Source organism: Parabacteroides sp. AF18-52, from assembly GCF_003479145.1.
Lineage (GTDB): Bacteria > Bacteroidota > Bacteroidia > Bacteroidales > Tannerellaceae > Parabacteroides > Parabacteroides faecis.
In genome coordinates, this window is record NZ_QUGR01000002.1 from 613125 (window position 1) to 630618 (window position 17494).

Consider the following 17494-nt stretch of genomic DNA (forward strand, 5'->3'; position numbering starts at 1 on the left):
TTGTGGCAACAATACTGTAGAGACAGGGTTTTACCTTGTCTCTACATGTTTAATTTTAATTCGTGCCTATGTACAGACTACCGTTATTGTTCCTGACATTCATGCTGACATTCTTCGTCGCGCATGCATCGGTAGCCGTCCCTAATCTTTTCGTTAAAAACTTTACTGTAGATGATTATAAAGCCAGTTGCCAGAACTGGGGTTTATCGGTCGCGTCTGACGGCGTACTTTATGTAGCGAATAACTCAGGCTTGCTTACATTCGACGGAAACACCTGGAAACATTATAAGACACCGGACAATGCCATCATAAACGGCGTCACCTTCCTGAACGACACGATCTATACCATCAGCGAAAATTCTTTCGGAGGATGGACACGCGATCATCTGGGAGTGATGCGCTATCATAAACTGACTAAAATACCTGCCGAAGTCAAATTCAAAGAACCTCCCGCCCCTATCCCGTTCGTTCTTCCCGACGAGATACTGCATGCCCAGCCCTCCGTCTTCACGACGATCGGCGATCTGTATTTTATCGGAACGACTAATAACGGATTGTATATCACAAGCCCGGAGGGAACGATCCTGCGCCATCTGTCCACCCATGACCAGTCACTGCCCGACAATATCATACGGGCCATCTGCATCCAGGATGCGGAACAAATATGGATCGCTTTCGACAACGGGATCTCGCAAATATCGTTCTCATCTCCACTGATCCAACTGGGGAAACGGAGTCAGATAGGAAAGTTAAAGAATGCGACACTGTTCAACGACACGCTGTATATACAGACCAACGTAGGATATTTCAAAAGGACACTGGAAGCCGGAGACAACTTCGAACCGGTCGATATAAGGAAAGAAACATTCCATAACCTCCCGCAAAACAGAGCTTTCGATTCGCTACAAGTCAAGAATGTATTCAATGATCCCGAATCATTGGGCGAATTTGCCCATGCGGAAGAGATCTATCCGATCGGCGATAACCTGTATTGGCTGTGCACAAAAAATGAAGCGGCTCTATTCCACAATGACGGAGGAAAAGGAACTTTAAAATGCCGCCTGTTGCTCAGCAACTATAATATGAACCTGGTCAACAGGGATCGTAAGATATATCCTTTAAACGATTCGCTTCATCTGATCTCTGCCATGCAAGGCGTCTTGTTGGTAAACATACGCGAACTGATAGAGGGCAGCCTCGGTTCTTCGACTCCTTTAAAGATATCGGAAATAAAGTATATCGATAAAAACGGCGATCATAACCTGCCTGTAAACTCCGAGAAAATCACGCTTCCACATAACTTTCAGGAGCTTACTGTATATGTAGGCAGTACGATTTTTACCCCGAACCACCAGATCAGCTATATGATAGAAGGTGTTTCTTCCACCTGGTCACCCTGGCAAAAGGGGGGAGAGATCTCTTTCCTGCAACTTCCGGAAGGCAAATATCAGCTTAAGATACGTAAATACGTGGTAAAAGGTCCGTACCCGGAGATCGCTATTCCGATCACAGTACGTCCTCCCTGGTATAATACGATCTGGGCATGGCTGATCTACATCATTGCCACAGCCCTGATCGCTAAATATACGCTCAGTTATCACCTGAAAAACCTGCAAAGGGAAGAAAAGAGTAAGCTGGATGCCAAACGGCAGGCAGAAGAGCAGAAAATACAGGAGATGAAAAGCAAGATGCTGGAAGCTCAATTACAGAATAAGAACAATGAACTGTCTTTACAGACTTCCGCTTTGGTAAAACGAAACCAGGCTGTACAAAAGCTGTTGGATGAGCTGGAGCATCAGAAAGAGATATTGGGCGACCGCTATCCCAACAAACTTTATGCCCGAATGAAAAGCCTGATGGAAGAGTCACTGAACGATCAGGCGGACTGGGTTTTATTCGAGACACATTTCAACAGTGCACATCGTAATTTCATCGACCGCTTACGCCAGCAATATGATGATATAACGACCGGAGACCTGCGTATCTGCTGCTTGCTTCGTATGAATTTATCTACAAAAGAAATCGCATCCCTGCTAAATGTATCCGTACGTGCAATAGAATTGCGACGCTACCGGTTAAGAAAGCGTCTGTCACTGGATGGAGACACCAATCTGATAGACTTCCTTATGAATTACTAAAAATATTATTCTATATTTAGTATTTACCTAAACAACTAAATTACAGACTACTAAACAACCTTATAGTAGCTATGAGAAAGCGTTGATGTAGTCATTTCCCTTACTCCAAACATTTGCGCAAGTAGTGTAGTAGTACTTTTTCGCCAAAATATTTCCAAATGTATTTCCTTTGCCAGTGCATTTAAATCTTAATTTCTATAGACATGATGAAACACGATGTGGAAGAGCAGCTGGAAGAGTTGGAAAGGCACGGTATCAGTCGTCGTCATTTTCTCAAAATATTAACAGCAGCAGGCGTTATAACTGCTGCGGGTACACAACAAGTTCACGCATTCTCAAGCAATGCGAAAGGAAAAATCGTCGTTATCGGCGGAGGGGCTGCCGGAATCAGCATGGCAGCACGTTTGATGCACTGGCTGGATAATCCGGATATTACATTAATCGACCCGAGCGACCGACAGTTCTACCAACCGGGTTTCACTTTAATCGCTTCCGGAGTTTATCAACCGGACGATGTATGGAAGAAACAAGAGGATTGTATTCCAAGCGGAGTAAAATGGATCAAAGATTCTGTTGCTGCGGTCGATCCGGTGATGAACCAGGTAACAACTAAAAATAACGGAAAAGTACCATACGACTTTTTGGTATTGACCCCGGGAGTACAAACGAACTGGGAAAAAGTCGAAGGTATTACACACGATACTTTAGGAGTGGGCAACGCTCATAGTATATATGATTTCGAAGGTGCGCAAAAAACCTGGAAAGCGTTTCAGGAATTCTCCAAAACAGGCGGACGCGGTATCTATACGGATACTTACACGAAGCATAAATGCGGAGGAGCACCGAAAAAGATTTGTTTGCTGACAGACGATTACAATCGCAAACGGGGTACACGGGATAACATGAAACTGGATTACTTCACGGCAGCGAAAGAGCTGTATGATATTCCTTTTTATACTCCCCGCTTACTGGAGATTTATAAGGAACGTAATATTCCCATCAATCTCAACGTACGTGTAAAAGGTGTCGATACGTCAGCCAAACAAGTACATTTTGAAAAGGTGGAAACAGTCGGAGAAGAAAAAGTGATCACTCCTTTCATAGAAGATTACGATTTCCTGCACTTCACACCGCCTATGTCGGCTCCGGATTTTGTTCGCGAAGCCGGACTGGGATGGACAGAAGGCAAATTGGCTGCCGATGCTTGGGTGATGGTTGATAAAACGACACTGGTGCACAAGACATATCCGAACATCGTTTCCTTAGGAGATGTGGCGGGTATACCGACCAGTAAGACATCTGCCGCTGTACGTAAACAAGTGCCGGTAGCTGCTAAAAACCTGATCTCGCTGATGGAAGGCAAAGAACCCGTTGAGAAATATGACGGATACGCTGCCTGTCCGATCGTTACAGACTATGGACACGTACTTTTGTGCGAGTTCAATTATGATAAAAAACCGGAGACCTCGTTCCCGTTCAGCATGCTGGACACATCAAAAGAACAATGGGCGGCCTGGTTACTGAAAGTTTACATGTTAAAACCGATGTATTTCTACGGAATGCTGAATGGTTACGCGTAACGGACCAAAAATAACAACTCCCTATAATTCAAATGCCAAACTACAGAAAATCCCCGGCTCAGTCCTTGAGGCCGGGGATTTTGTTATTTTGCTGGCAATAGATTCAATTATTATCAATAATGAGCTATCCCTTAATCAAAGTGACTTAGCCATTACAGGTTTATTTGCCGTCAGTTTTAACTGACGGTTTACAAGTTGCTTCTCTTTATTGGCTTCAGCCACATTTCTCTTTACATAGAGAGACTCTTTAAATGGGACTAAAGTCCAAAGAGATAGAGCATTTACTTATCCGTCGGTTAAAACCGACGGCAAATGGACCTGTAACTATACCAGCCCTATTGATGACTGATGGTTTATAGCTGAATAGCTCAAATCTTTCTAAAAGTAAGAAATTGTAATACCAACAAGGAGATAGTAGAAGCCCCTCTAGCAGCTTTTATGTATTAAGACGGGAGGAACTAAATGCTAAGATCTGAGATATTATTCCCACCTTGTACACCCTGACAAATTACCCTGTACATCGTATAAAACCAACCTGTACACTCTATCAGGCTACCCTGTACGGGGTAGCTTTAATAGGTCAGGACTTTTGTGCTAGTATCTCCCGTATTAACAGGCAGTTGCCTACCTACTTACACATAGTTTTCCACAATGAAGCAGGTGACAGATGACAGATAAGGTTGCAGATAAAAAGAAGCATCTGCAACACTTTATTACTTGATAACATGAATATTACACCATCAAGTGACAGATGGCAGATACTTTTTGAAAACTTTGTGTATATAACAAATAACAAACGCCATTGCAAACAAAAGGGGTATTTGCAATGGCGTTATATTCTAAGAAACAGGATATTACAAGTTATTATTGCAAATAACGAATAAATCCGAAAAACTTTTAGGAAGAATTGCGTTATTCCATCTTTCGGTAATAACGCGGCGTATAACCGGGCAATAGTTCGGGATGGAATACCCACACCAGATCTTTCAACAGATAGTCCGGATGGATCGGGAACTCCTCATAGTAAGGAACAACACCTGTATTACAGGTATAGATCCGACGATTCTTAAAGGCATCAAAGTTCTCGTAGGGAGTATACTCGGTACGCAGGTCTTTGTATGTCATATCATTTGCCTGATTATATTTGATCAGCCATATATCGGCATGGATGGCTTTATCGAGCACGGTTTCGAAAGACAGAGGTGTACTACCTGCTCCGGGAAGATCTTTAAATATATAATCGGCACCGGCATCGGTATACAGATGGGCAATGTAGCTGTCTCCCGCCGGCATGTACCAGGAAGAGCCGAATTTCTTCTCTGAGATAACGGTCGGGCGATTAGCGACTGTCTTTGCCAGCTCCTTCAACTTCAGATACCGGTCTTCCGTTTCCCGGAAGATTGAATCGGCCATCGCTTCCTTACCGAATAGCAATCCATAGAAACGTATCCATTCGGTACGCCCCAAAGGCAACGACTCCATATAATCGGCAGCCTCAATGATAGGAATACCCAGTTTCTCGGCAGGTCCATATCCTGCATTCTGAAAAGGGGAAGCGATAATAATCTCCGCCCCTATATCGATGATCTTTTCTATATTCGGCGCTGTAGCCTCTCCCAGATCGGCTATTTTCCCGGCACGTAAACCATCCTGAATAGCAGGAGTATCCATATAACGGGGTTCACAAACACCTATTATCTTATCCACCTCATCGAGCTGATCGATAATAGCCGCATGAACGGAGGTATAAACCACGATATTCTTCACAGGTGTCCGTACAACCGTCCCTTTAGGCAAATCACCGGGCATCGACGCACCACGATCCACCAACAGATAACGTTGCAAGATACGAGTACTATCCCAAGGGTCGCGGACTTCTACCGATGTATAATCAGTGAAATGCTGTATGGCAAAACCACGGGCATAACGGATAGTATCAGAAGAAAACGACTGATCTTCAGAAGAACTTTGCTTCACACTGCAACTAAGTGTGAAGCAAAGTAAAAAGAGGGTGGATATAAAAAACTTCATATTATTTATTACCAGCCGAAATCACTTTCATTGGATTCAGACCTGCTTCAAATTTAAACTGTAACTTACCAGCCGGGTTAAATGTGTACACATCACCATTTGTAGCATAATCAGACTCAGTCACAAAAATATAGTTTGACGGGGTATCAGCACCTATTTTATAAGGCTTTTTAATATCCGTTCCATCCGTAATAAAATTAGTACTGATTACCTTTTCGTTTATTGCATCATAACAGAGATAAGAAATAGTCTGATTCCAGTTAGCATCATACTGTGAATAAATGATATAAAGTTTATCGCCTACAGCTGCAAATTCCGTTGCATTCGTTTCCGTAATTGTTGTCACTTCATCTGTTTTAGAATCAATTCTCTGAAATGTATTAGGTATATCCCCGTAGTTACCCATAGAAACCAAATAAACGTCACCCTGACTATCAGCCAGCATATTCACCGGATTAGTAACAACTTCTATTTTAGTCTTTTCTTTAAACGTAGGAAGATCGACGACAGAGACTGTTTTATCATATCCTACAGATGTATTAAAATCCGCACCACCAGAGTTTGCTACATACAATTTATTATTAGCTATAGCCATCTGTTCGGGATTACGTCCTACTTTTACCTTACTTTCAATTGAGAGTGAAGTTGTATCCAAACGAGCTACATAGCCTTCATACAATGACACATACACTTTTCCATTATAACAAGTAAAGAAACGTGGCTGTAGCGGATCGCCATCGGAAACAATTTGTTTCAAAGACTTTCCCTGTAAGTCTGTCACCTCTATTGTATTAGAATTAGTGACAGCTATGTAAGCCTTTGAGCCATAAACCAGGATATCGTTGGCTGTATCTCCCAATCCGCGTCCATTGACTTTCTTAAAGATATCCGCTTCTACCTTTTTGGTCTCGAAATCATAAAATGACAACGAAGAGTTATTATTCCCTTTGTTTCCACTATTCAACACATAGACTCCATTCAAAGAAATCTGTTCCGGAAGAGATGGGATTTCCTGTTTATCATCATCATCACTACAACCAATAAAGGAGAAAGACATACAAGCACAAAGTGCAGATACATACAGCAAATTTTTCTTTTTCATCACTTATTTATTTATCATTAATAAACTATACTCACACTCAAACGCCAAGAGCGACCCGGCATTGGATAGTATTGAATAATATCATATGTTTTGTCACCCAGGTTAATCACTTCTCCCTGCAAACGCAACTTACATTTTTTTACCACAAACTCACGGTTAAGGGATATTCCCTGTTCTACATATCCGGCAATAAGGTTGCTTTCTATGTTTTGAGGCAAAGCATATCTGTCACCCGCCGCAGTCAAGCTATAAGAGACGTTGACCCACGGATTCTCCAAGGTCAACGATGCATTTCCCGAATGTTTCGGAGTATATGGTATCTGATCCTTGTAATTTTTTGCATCAGGATCAGTTATATCGATTGCTTTCTGAAAACTATATGTGGCAGAGAGGAGTAAGGTCATCTTTGCCGGCAGAGAGGTTTCAGATGAGAAATTCACATCCAAACCTTTGATATCGACTTCTCCCATATTCATCATCTTCCATATATACATCGTCGGAATAGCAACAATCTTGTCCTTCACCTTATTATAATAACCATCGGCCGAAAGACTCAGATAACGAAAGAGATTCCCTGCTTCTCCGCTCCAGGTCAGCCCCAGATTATATTGTGTAGCCTTTTCCGGCTGCAGGTTCGTATTTCCCATACGGAGATAATATAGATCAGTGAAAGTCGGGACACGGAAAATATCTTTGTAAGAGGCACGTACACGAAAGGCATTATCGGGAAAAGGCCTCAACGATACGCTAACCGCAGGAGACAAACGTTTACGGTCGGCCGGTTTATCGCCAGCCTTTACTTTGTCGGTCATATAAGTACCCAGCAAACCGGCTGTTGCTGTAAACATAGAGTTCTTATATTGGGCGGATAACACTGACAGTGAAGTCAAACGCTTGGGTTGCGGTGCATTCATAAAGTTATTATCCAGCATATTATGGGCTAAATCAGTCGTAAGAGAAGTCGAGAAGTTCTTCCAGGGTGAATAAAGTACGCCTACCGAACCGTAATACTCTTCCTGGGTATTCAAATCTTCTTGCTTACCTCCTGAGTATTTATTACTTACATCACGGTACTTGCTGAAAGAGTAATTATACTTGGCATGTGCCTGCAAAGATAAATTGTCCGTTAGTTTGTTGGAATACTGCAACTGGGTAAAGAAATTATTGTTCCACAAGCGTTCCCGGTTACTGTTGCTATACAATATCACCGAACCGGGGAGTCCGCGTTCTGAATCGTAATAATAAACCTTACCGGTCAATGTTCCCGCCTTACCCAGATCGCCATACAGATTTCCTTCCAGACGAAGTGCCTGAATATCGCTGTTCTTCCTTTTTTCTTCGGTTACAACATTTCCGTTTACCAAAGTAAAAGGGTATTCCCCTTTTGCACTTAGCCAGTCGGCATGCAAAGAAGCGGAAAAGCGGTTACTTATCTTCTGTTCATAACGAACCATCGGGTTGAACAAACCAAAAGAACCTCCTTTCACTTTCGCCTGAAGATTCATCGGTTTTCCATCAAATACAGGTCTACGTGTCTTCACACTCAACGCCCCTGCCGATGCATACATCCGCGCCGTCTGGAAAATATCATCCGATTGCCCGATCGAAAGTGAAACCATCTCCACATTGTCCAGTGAAAAGCGGCTGATATCCACCTGTCCGCTCTGGGCATCCGTGATCGTTACCCCATCGTAGCTGACAGCCGTATGCTGTGCACCCAGGCTACGCACGGAAACCGTCTTCAATCCCCCTATCCCACCGTAATCCTTCACTGTTGCACCGGAGAAACGCTTCACCGCTTCCGAAAGATCCTGTATTCCCAGGCGTTCAATTCCGGAACGGTCCATTATTTGCAGGGGAGTTGCTTCACGGGTTGTGGAAGGACGTGCCTTTTCCACCACCTCAACACCGGAAAGCTGGTGATAAGCTGTCGTATCAATTGTCTGTGCGTACATAGTAGGTACGCACAAAAATATGCCTGCCAGGCATACAATCATTTTAACATATAATATTCGCATATATCCAGGTCTATCAACACCTATACCCGAGGTATCGCATATAAAATAATGGCAGGTTTTCTGACTTGTTCTCCCATGACCGGCCGCCTTCCCAGGAATCATAAATTCCCAGTGGCAACAAGATTGCCGGGGTTACAGAACTTACAGCTACGGGTACAGTTCCGGACTTGCACCGGATTCCCTTTTACTAACAGATAGCGAAAACTAAACCGTTACACCATAATCCGATGACAAAAGTACGAAATATATCGGTAATCTCAACTACCAGACCGGTCACTTTCAAATATTACCAATCTGAATACACAAATAAATGGGAACAGATGAACATAATGAAAAAATCAGTACCTTTGCGCCCGAATTGGTTTCGTAGCTCCCGTTCGGGAATACGGATTAAAAGGGAACCGGGTGTAAATCCCGGACAGTCCCGCTGCTGTGAAGCTCCGTTAACAGCCTAATACTACTTTTGCCACTGACGATTCAGTTGACAGTGGAAAGTTGACAAATGACAGTTTTTCTGTCCGTATTTTATCTGTCAACTGTCACATGTCAACTGTCAACTATTCCGTCGGGAAGGCTTTTAGGATAGGAGTCAGTCAGAAGACCTGCCGTTCGTTGAGACTCATATCCTCGTGGGTTAGGATAAGGATGTAACATTTTAGAATTAAACAAAAAGATGACAGACAAGGAAGTATTGTTATTACGACGTAAACTGGACCTTTTGCTGCGTACAGGCAAATTATTGATGGAAAGTGCTGCCGATACCAACCGTATTGAACGGAACATGAAACGAGTAGCAGCATTTATGGGTATTCCGGAAGAGAAATTACACATCGATATCCGGTGGACCATGATCATGGTCAATGTAAGTGATGAAAGAAACTCGTTTTCCAAATTCCAGAAATGTGAGAAACATGGTATCAACATGACTGCGATCTCGCAGATCAGCGATCTTTCATGGTGTGCTATCGAAGAGGACTATTCATTGGACAAATATGAAGAGGAATTGGAAAAGATAGCCAAAAAGCCCCGGAATTATACACCTTATATCGTAGCTATCGGTGCTGGATTCGCCTGTGGCGGCTTCTGTAAATTGTTCGGTTCCGACTGGATCGCCTTTCTGTTTGCTTCCATTTGCGCATTTATCGGTTTCAGGATACGTGCCCGATGCATAGAAGCCGGATTAAATGTATATATGAGTATAGCACTCGCCGCTTTTGCCGCGACCTGCACTGCGTATCTTTCTTCCTTCTCGGGATTGTCCGAGACGCCTTATCATCCGCTACTCGCCTGTGCCCTGTTCATTGTACCGGGAGTACCTTTGATCAACTTCGTGGACGATATGCTCGATAACCATCTGCTCGTCGGGATGACACGTGCCGCCAACACGGCTATGATGGTAGTTGCGATGACGTTCGGTATTGCATTCGCATTGCGCATACTTGTCATGAACGACGTTGCGATCGACCATAAGTTCAGTGAGTTAAGTATGGTTCCGCATGATCCGTATTATGTGTATGCAATCGCTGCAGCTATCGCGGCTATCGGATTCTCTATGATCTTCAATATCCAGCGCCGTCTGTTATGGGTTGTTGCCGTTGGAGGTATCATTGCCGTATGTACCCGCAACTTCGTAAACTTCGAACTGGGTTACGGTCCTGTGATCGGTTCGTTTATGGGTAGTTTCGTTGTCAGCGTACTCGCAGTGAAAGCAGTCCACTGGTTTCATGTGCCTAATCACGTATTAACGATCCCGTCAGTTATCCCCATGATCCCGGGTGTCCTGATGTACCGCTCTTTATTGGCATTTATCAATCTGCATGGAGTGATCGGTGAGGTAACGAACGCTTTCTTCAACGGTATCAATTCCGCTCTTATCATTCTCTGTATATCGCTAGGTGTTGCTGTTCCTAATATCTTTGCCCGTCAATATATAGCCAAGGACCGGCAGCGACATCTACAAGAAGAATTGGAGAAACGCCGGCAACGTGGAAAATTCCTTGAATGGTAAAAATTTATTATTCCTAATATAAAAAATAAGAGGCTACCCCATACAATTTTGAGGTAGCCTCTTACATATATTAATATAGAAACGATTATAATAAACTGTTTTTTTAACAAAGGGAAACACTACAACGATTTCCCCTTCACTTTGCATTCAGCCCTAAAATAACCCATTATTGACAAATAGGAAGGGCCTTTACCGCTCCGAATTGTTCCATATTTCAAAATGGTTGGTTCATTTCAAAACACAACACAAATTAGTTTAAAGTTTAACTAAGTGCAAAAAAGCCAAAAAAGTAATATCTTCGGGTTTCCGGCGGGTTGTTTTCGTAATATTGCAGCGTTGAAAAATAATTAGACGAGGAGAAAAAGAATTGTATGGGAGAAACAAAAGGTTATGTTTCGCAGGTTATCGGTCCGGTAGTGGATATTCACTTCGATAATGAAAAAGAAGAGAAAATCGTGTTACCACGCATCCACGATGCAATGGAGATAACCCGCCCCAATGGAAAAGTGCTGATTGTTGAAGTACAGCAGCATATTGGGGAAAACACAGTCCGTACAGTGGCTATGGACACGACGGACGGACTGCAGCGAGGAATGAAAGCCGTATCATGCGGTTCGCCCATTACCATGCCTGTTGGCGACCAGGTAAAAGGGCGTTTGATGAATGTGACCGGTGATTCGATCGACGGGATGGAAGAACTGGATCGTAAAGGAGCTCTTCCCATCCATCGTGAACCACCGAAGTTTGAGGATTTAACAACCAGTAAAGACGTCCTTTACACAGGTATTAAAGTGATCGATCTGCTGGAACCTTATTCCAAGGGTGGTAAAATCGGACTTTTCGGTGGTGCCGGCGTAGGTAAGACAGTTCTTATCATGGAACTGATCAATAACATTGCCAAAAAGAACAACGGATTCTCTGTTTTCGCCGGTGTAGGTGAACGTACCCGTGAAGGTAACGACCTGCTGCGGGAGATGATCCAGTCGAACGTGATCCGTTATGGTAAGGAATTTAAAGAAAGTATGGAAGCCGGTCATTGGGACCTGTCGAAGATAGACCATGAAGAACTGGCGAAATCGCAGGCTACCCTGGTTTTCGGGCAGATGAACGAACCCCCGGGAGCACGTTCTTCGGTGGCCCTATCCGGTTTAACAATAGCCGAATCGTTCCGCGACCTGGCTCCGGAGGGCGAGACACGCGATATCCTGTTCTTTATCGATAATATCTTCCGTTTCACGCAAGCCGGTTCGGAAGTATCCGCCCTGTTGGGACGTATGCCGTCTGCCGTAGGTTATCAACCGACCCTGGCAACAGAAATGGGTGCTATGCAGGAACGCATCACTTCGACAAAGAAAGGTTCCATCACATCCGTACAAGCAGTGTATGTGCCCGCCGACGACTTGACAGACCCGGCTCCGGCAACCACCTTTACACACCTAGATGCAACCACCGTGTTGAGCCGTAAGATCACGGAGCTCGGTATCTATCCGGCTGTCGACCCGTTGGAATCGACTTCCCGTATCCTCGACCCGCTGGTTGTCGGCAAGGAACATTACGAAACAGCCCAGCGTGTAAAACAGATCCTCCAGCGTAACAAGGAATTGCAGGACATCATCTCAATCCTGGGTATGGAGGAACTTTCGGACGAGGACCGCCAGACGGTTAACCGCGCCCGCCGCGTACAACGCTTCCTGTCGCAGCCTTTCGCCGTGGCAGAACAATTCACCGGCGTACCGGGTGTAATGGTCTCTATCGAAGATACGATCCGCGGATTCAATATGATCATGGACGGAGAGACAGACGATATCCCTGAACAGGCCTTCCTGAATGTAGGAACGATTGAAGATGTGATTGAAAAAGGAAAGAAACTGGCAGAACAAGCAAATTAATAAAGCATGGAACTGGAAATCATATCCCCCGACGGCATTTTATTCAAAGGAGAAACGAATTATGTATCCTTTCCGGGTACGGCAGGCTCGTTCGACGTGCTGCCTCATCACGCTCCGATGATAGCTGCCCTCGAAGCAGGGGCGATCCGGTACCAGGCAAATGGGAAAGAAGAACAACAGGAAATAAATATACAGAGCGGATTTGTCGAGATAAAAGACGATATCCTGTCCGTATGCATCGAATAAAAAAATACGATCATGAGCGGTAGATTAAGAATGAAGCTAATGGGCTTGACTACCTTTATTAATGTAGTTATCGGCGTCTCTCTGGGGGGGCTGTTATACACCATCTGGCCTTCGCACTATTATGAGTGGTATCCGTCAATACCGGTATTCTATTGGTTAAGCAGTATGTTGATGATCTTTTTTCTGGATCATGTAAAACGGAAACACGGAGATGTCACGGTGGTTACTTATATGGTAGTCCGGCTATGCAAGTTCACGCTCGCTTTGGTTTTCCTCTGGTTATATGCCAGATTGGTCGGACAAAACCTGAAAGCCTTTGGCTTTACGATGATGTTGTTCTATTTCATTTATCTTGTGCTGGAAACATATACATTGTATCTGTTTGAGAAAAAGAGAATGAAAAGTGAAAAGAAAGAAAAAGATGAGCAGAATAAAAAACAATAGCCTGTTATGGTTTACCTTCTTGTTACTGGCGTGGATCAGCTTTCCGGCAAGTGCTGCCGCTGAAAGCAAACCGGGTGAGGTGGATGTGCAGGATATCGTTTTTTCTCACATCAAGGACGCTTATACCTGGCATATCACGGAATGGAACGGAAAGGAAATATCCATACCCCTTCCCATCCTGCTGAAAAGTGAAGAGCGCGGATGGGACCTGTTCCTCTCCTCGCATCTGCATCATGGGAATGTGCATCACAACTACTATATTGCAGAAGAAGGCGATCATGCGGGGAAGGTAGTGGAGAAAAACAGCAAAGGAGAAGAAGTCAAACCGCTGGACCTGTCGCTGACCAAAAACGTCTGCGGCCTGTTGCTCAGTTGCGGGATACTGCTTTTCATCGTCCTCAGGACAGCCCGATGGTATAAGAAGCATCCGAATGAAGCTCCGGGCGGATTTACGGGATTGATGGAGATGGCGGTCATGTTCATCCACGAAGGAGTGGTGAAGGAAGGGATCGGTAAGGAATACAAGCCTTTCTCCTCATATCTGCTGACGGTGTTCTTCTTTATCCTGATCAATAACCTGATCGGTATCATTCCGGTATTCCCCGGAGGTGCCAACATCACAGGTAATATTACGATCACCGCCGTACTGGCAGTTTGTACCTTCCTGGCAGTAAACTTGTTTGCTACCAAGGCGTACTGGAAAGAGATATTCTGGCCGAATGCCCCTATCTTCCTGAAACTGCCTTTGCCGATCATGCCCTTCGTGGAATTTTTCGGCGTATTCACAAAGCCGTTTGCCCTGATGATCCGTCTGTTTGCCAATATCATGGCAGGGCATACGATCATTCTGGCACTGACTTGCCTGATATTTATCACCGCCTCGATGGGGACAGCTATCAACGGCACGATGACAGTCGTTTCCGTATTGTTCACCGTGTTCATGAACTGCCTCGAACTGTTGGTGGCATGCTTGCAAGCCTATATATTCACCTTACTGTCCGCCAACTATATCGGACTGGCCAAGGTACGGGAATAAACAAACATATTATTAAAAACAAGGTTACTAATTCATTTAAAAGATTGAAACTATGTTATCAGCAATTTTATTACAAGCAGCAACAGCCGGTATGGGCATCGCAAAACTTGGAGCAACCGTAGGTGCAGGATTAGCCGCTATCGGCGCAGGTATCGGTATCGGACTGATTGGAAAAGGAGCAGTTGAAGGAATCAGCCGCCAGCCGTCGGCAGCCGGTGATATCCGTACATCCATGCTTATCATGGGTGCGTTGGTGGAAGGTGTCGCCCTGTTTGCGATCGTAGTATGTTTCTTAGGATTGTTCCAATAAAATAAAAGCGAACTATGTCATTGCTCACACCAGACGCAGGGCTTTTATTCTGGATGATCCTTTCTTTCGGAATCGTCTTTGTCATTCTTTCCAAGTATGGCTTTCCGGTCATTATCAAGGCCGTGGAACAACGGAAAGAATACATCGATCGTTCCCTTGAATCGGCTCGCCAGGCAAACGAACAGCTTGCCGGCATCCAGGCCGAAGGAGAAAAGATTCTTGCCCAGGCAAGAGAGCAGCAGAATACGATTCTGAAAGAAGCCCTGGTCGAAAAAGAACAGATTATCAGCGAAGCCCGGCAAAAGGCTTCGGCTGAAGCGCATATGCAACTGGAAGAGGCTACCCGGCGCATCCGGGAGGAAAAAGACAAAGCGATCCGCGAAGTCCGCACCGAGATAGCCGACCTGTCCGTTGCCATTGCAGAGAAAGTAATGAAAGAGGAGATCAGCCGCACGGATAAACAGGAAAAGATCATCAACGGGCTGCTCGACAATGTTTCGTTTAGTAAATCATAATATATGGATGTAGGTACAATCTCTTCCCGGTACGTCAAAGCACTCTTTTCACTGGCAAAAGACAAGCAGCAGGAAACCCGGGTATATGATGATATGAAGATGCTGGCCGTCAGTTTCGAGCAGGAGCCGGGATTGAAAGCCGTACTGGATAACCCGATCTTTCCGGAAGAGGAAAAAGTGAAGTTGCTCAAAACGGCTGCCGGACTGGAAGTCTGCGAACTGTTTATCCGCTTTATCCGCCTGGTACTTCAGCGCAAAAGAGAGAGCTTGCTACCGCTTATGGCATACATTTATATCCATATGTACCGGAAGGATAAAAAGATTACCCGGGTATTATTCAAAACTCCCGTTCCGGTAGACGAAGCTACGCAGGAACATTTGAAGGAACGGCTGAAAAAGGAAACCGGCAATACCATCGAGTTCATGGGAGTGACGAGGCCGGAACTGATCGGAGGTTTCGTGCTACGTATCGGTAACTACCGGATAGATGCCAGCTATGCCCGGCAACTCCGGGAGATCAGGAATCAGCTAATCGAAAAAAATTAAAAAGTAAAACGTATGACAGACCAGATAAAAGTAAGTGAAGTTTCCGCCATATTACGCCAGCAGCTGGAAGGTATTCAAACCAGTATCCAGCTGGAGGAGGTAGGTACCGTACTCCAGGTGAGCGACGGTGTGGCGCGTATCTACGGACTGGATAATGCCGAGGCCAACGAATTGCTACAGTTCGACAACGGTATGGAGGCTATCGTCATGAACCTGGAAGAAGACAATGTGGGTGCCGTACTGCTCGGCCCGACCGACCAGGTGAAAGAAGGCGATACCGTAAAACGTACTCGTCGTATCGCATCCATCAACGTGAACGAAAATATGATCGGACGTGTAATCGACCCGCTGGGAAACCCGATCGACGGGAAAGGGGAGATTACCGGTAAAAAATACCAGATGCCTCTGGAACGGAAAGCACCGGGCGTGATTTTCCGCCAGCCGGTAAACGAACCGTTGCAGACCGGAATCAAGGCAGTCGATGCCATGATCCCTATCGGACGCGGACAACGTGAGTTGATCATCGGCGACCGCCAGACGGGAAAGACCTCCATCGCCATCGACGCGATCATCAACCAGCGCAGCAATTACGAAGCCGGCAAGCCGGTTTATTGTATATACGTTGCGATCGGACAGAAAGGTTCGACCGTGGCTTCCCTGGTCAATACATTACAGGAAAAAGGAGCGATGGACTACACGATCGTGGTCAGCGCTACGGCTTCCGACCCGGCTGCCATGCAGTACTTCGCTCCTTTCGCCGGAGCGGCTATCGGCGAGTTCTTCCGCGACAGCGGACGCCATGCACTGGTCGTTTACGACGACTTGTCCAAACAGGCAGTAGCTTACCGTGAAGTCTCTCTGATTCTTCGCCGTCCTTCCGGACGTGAAGCCTATCCGGGTGATATTTTCTATCTGCACTCCCGTTTGCTGGAACGTGCAGCCAAGATCATCAACCAGCAGGAAGTGGCAAGCGAAATGAATGACCTGCCGGAAAGCATGAAAGATCTTGTGAAAGGTGGCGGCTCCCTGACTGCCCTACCGATCATCGAGACACAGGCCGGCGACGTTTCCGCCTATATCCCGACGAACGTGATCTCTATCACCGACGGACAGATATTCCTCGAAACAGACCTGTTCAACCAGGGTAACCGCCCGGCTATCAATGTGGGTATTTCCGTTTCCCGTGTAGGTGGTAACGCCCAGTTGAAAGCGATGAAAAAGGTGGCCGGTACACTGAAGATCGATCAGGCGCAATTCCGCGAGTTGGAATCGTTCACTAAATTCGGCGGCGAGATGGATGCGGTTACGGCCTTCACGATCGATAAAGGACAAAAGAATACACAACTGCTGATACAGCCCCAATACAACCCGATGCCCGTGGAACAGCAAATAGCAATCCTGTACTGCGGTACACAAGGCTTGTTGAAGGAAGTTCCGTTGAATAAAGTACACGAATTTGAGAAGGCATTCCTTCAGACGTTGATCACCAATCATCAGAAGGACGTACTGGATGTATTGAAATCCGGTGTGATAAACGATGAAGTCCGTAATATCCTGGAAGAAACGGCAAAACAGTTGACAGTTGACAAGTGACAATTGACAGTTAATTGTCAACTATCAACCACCAACTG

General features: G+C 45.2%; 14 protein-coding genes and 2 riboswitches. Of the genes, 11 read left to right on the top strand and 3 right to left on the bottom strand.

Annotated features, from left to right (window positions below):
* The first annotated feature begins 68 nt into the window (after nucleotides 1–68).
* Both DWX23_RS05990 and DWX23_RS05995 read left to right on the top strand, forming a co-directional pair.
* Nucleotides 69–2138, top strand: a complete 2070-nt coding sequence (locus tag DWX23_RS05990; protein WP_122373794.1) for a transcriptional regulator — start codon at nucleotides 69–71, stop codon at nucleotides 2136–2138.
* Nucleotides 2139–2341: 203 nt separating this feature from the next.
* The gene (locus tag DWX23_RS05995) at nucleotides 2342–3718 is read left to right on the top strand and encodes an NAD(P)/FAD-dependent oxidoreductase (RefSeq protein WP_122354301.1); all 1377 of its coding nucleotides are present in this window, start codon (nucleotides 2342–2344) and stop codon (nucleotides 3716–3718) included.
* A 912-nt stretch (nucleotides 3719–4630) separates the two neighbouring features.
* Here the strand turns inward: DWX23_RS05995 and DWX23_RS06005 are convergent.
* Genes DWX23_RS06005 through DWX23_RS06015 form a run of 3 tightly spaced genes read right to left on the bottom strand, consistent with a single transcriptional unit; the run spans nucleotide 4631 to nucleotide 8869 of the window.
* The gene (locus DWX23_RS06005; RefSeq protein WP_122373796.1) at nucleotides 4631–5749 is read right to left on the bottom strand and encodes an ABC transporter substrate-binding protein; all 1119 of its coding nucleotides are present in this window, start codon (nucleotides 5747–5749) and stop codon (nucleotides 4631–4633) included.
* Between the two features lies 1 nt (nucleotide 5750).
* Nucleotides 5751–6851, bottom strand: coding sequence for a YncE family protein (locus tag DWX23_RS06010; protein WP_122373797.1), 1101 nt, complete (start codon nucleotides 6849–6851; stop codon nucleotides 5751–5753).
* Nucleotides 6852–6868: 17 nt separating this feature from the next.
* Nucleotides 6869–8869: a TonB-dependent siderophore receptor gene (locus DWX23_RS06015; RefSeq protein WP_122373798.1), complete on the bottom strand. Its 2001-nt coding sequence runs from the start codon at nucleotides 8867–8869 to the stop codon at nucleotides 6869–6871.
* A 32-nt stretch (nucleotides 8870–8901) separates the two neighbouring features.
* Nucleotides 8902–9098, bottom strand: a riboswitch (cobalamin riboswitch).
* A gap of 113 nt (nucleotides 9099–9211) precedes the next feature.
* Nucleotides 9212–9494, top strand: a riboswitch (cobalamin riboswitch).
* 48 nt (nucleotides 9495–9542) lie between these two features.
* Here DWX23_RS06015 and DWX23_RS06020 point away from each other — a divergent pair.
* The 9 genes from DWX23_RS06020 to atpA all read left to right on the top strand — a co-directional run bounded on the left by DWX23_RS06020 (nucleotide 9543) and on the right by atpA (nucleotide 17456).
* Nucleotides 9543–10877 carry a threonine/serine exporter ThrE family protein gene (locus tag DWX23_RS06020; protein WP_122354305.1) on the top strand — a complete coding sequence of 445 codons (1335 nt, stop codon included), beginning with the start codon at nucleotides 9543–9545 and terminating at the stop codon, nucleotides 10875–10877.
* 371 nt (nucleotides 10878–11248) lie between these two features.
* Nucleotides 11249–12766, top strand: a complete 1518-nt coding sequence (gene atpD, locus DWX23_RS06025) for a F0F1 ATP synthase subunit beta (RefSeq protein WP_122354306.1) — start codon at nucleotides 11249–11251, stop codon at nucleotides 12764–12766.
* 6 nt (nucleotides 12767–12772) lie between these two features.
* The gene (locus DWX23_RS06030; protein WP_122354307.1) at nucleotides 12773–13012 is read left to right on the top strand and encodes a F0F1 ATP synthase subunit epsilon; all 240 of its coding nucleotides are present in this window, start codon (nucleotides 12773–12775) and stop codon (nucleotides 13010–13012) included.
* Between the two features lie 12 nt (nucleotides 13013–13024).
* On the top strand, nucleotides 13025–13456 hold the full coding sequence (locus DWX23_RS06035; RefSeq protein ID WP_122354308.1) for a hypothetical protein: 432 nt from the start codon (nucleotides 13025–13027) through the stop codon (nucleotides 13454–13456).
* Entirely contained in the window at nucleotides 13434–14492 is a 1059-nt protein-coding gene (gene atpB, locus DWX23_RS06040) for a F0F1 ATP synthase subunit A (RefSeq protein ID WP_122373799.1), read from the top strand. The genes DWX23_RS06035 and atpB overlap by 23 nt, the downstream gene beginning before the upstream one ends.
* Nucleotides 14493–14544: 52 nt before the next feature.
* Nucleotides 14545–14802 carry an ATP synthase F0 subunit C gene (atpE, locus tag DWX23_RS06045; RefSeq protein ID WP_122354310.1) on the top strand — a complete coding sequence of 86 codons (258 nt, stop codon included), beginning with the start codon at nucleotides 14545–14547 and terminating at the stop codon, nucleotides 14800–14802.
* Nucleotides 14803–14816: 14 nt separating this feature from the next.
* Complete coding sequence (gene atpF / locus DWX23_RS06050; protein ID WP_122373800.1) at nucleotides 14817–15317, top strand: F0F1 ATP synthase subunit B; 501 nt, start codon at nucleotides 14817–14819, stop codon at nucleotides 15315–15317.
* A 3-nt stretch (nucleotides 15318–15320) separates the two neighbouring features.
* Complete coding sequence (locus DWX23_RS06055; RefSeq protein WP_122354312.1) at nucleotides 15321–15863, top strand: F0F1 ATP synthase subunit delta; 543 nt, start codon at nucleotides 15321–15323, stop codon at nucleotides 15861–15863.
* Between the two features lie 12 nt (nucleotides 15864–15875).
* Nucleotides 15876–17456, top strand: coding sequence for a F0F1 ATP synthase subunit alpha (atpA, locus tag DWX23_RS06060; RefSeq protein ID WP_122373801.1), 1581 nt, complete (start codon nucleotides 15876–15878; stop codon nucleotides 17454–17456).
* Nucleotides 17457–17494: the final 38 nt, after the last annotated feature.

Coding starts and splice junctions, on each gene's coding strand:
- DWX23_RS05990 (WP_122373794.1), top strand. CDS start 69: ATGTACAGACTACCGTTATTGTTCCTGACATTCATGCTGACATTCTTC.
- DWX23_RS06015 (WP_122373798.1), bottom strand. CDS start 8,869: ATGCGAATATTATATGTTAAAATGATTGTATGCCTGGCAGGCATATTT.
- atpA (WP_122373801.1), top strand. CDS start 15,876: ATGACAGACCAGATAAAAGTAAGTGAAGTTTCCGCCATATTACGCCAG.
- DWX23_RS06030 (WP_122354307.1), top strand. CDS start 12,773: ATGGAACTGGAAATCATATCCCCCGACGGCATTTTATTCAAAGGAGAA.
- atpD (WP_122354306.1), top strand. CDS start 11,249: ATGGGAGAAACAAAAGGTTATGTTTCGCAGGTTATCGGTCCGGTAGTG.
- DWX23_RS05995 (WP_122354301.1), top strand. CDS start 2,342: ATGATGAAACACGATGTGGAAGAGCAGCTGGAAGAGTTGGAAAGGCAC.
- DWX23_RS06035 (WP_122354308.1), top strand. CDS start 13,025: ATGAGCGGTAGATTAAGAATGAAGCTAATGGGCTTGACTACCTTTATT.
- DWX23_RS06005 (WP_122373796.1), bottom strand. CDS start 5,749: ATGAAGTTTTTTATATCCACCCTCTTTTTACTTTGCTTCACACTTAGT.
- atpE (WP_122354310.1), top strand. CDS start 14,545: ATGTTATCAGCAATTTTATTACAAGCAGCAACAGCCGGTATGGGCATC.
- atpB (WP_122373799.1), top strand. CDS start 13,434: ATGAGCAGAATAAAAAACAATAGCCTGTTATGGTTTACCTTCTTGTTA.
- DWX23_RS06055 (WP_122354312.1), top strand. CDS start 15,321: ATGGATGTAGGTACAATCTCTTCCCGGTACGTCAAAGCACTCTTTTCA.
- DWX23_RS06020 (WP_122354305.1), top strand. CDS start 9,543: ATGACAGACAAGGAAGTATTGTTATTACGACGTAAACTGGACCTTTTG.
- DWX23_RS06010 (WP_122373797.1), bottom strand. CDS start 6,851: ATGAAAAAGAAAAATTTGCTGTATGTATCTGCACTTTGTGCTTGTATG.
- atpF (WP_122373800.1), top strand. CDS start 14,817: ATGTCATTGCTCACACCAGACGCAGGGCTTTTATTCTGGATGATCCTT.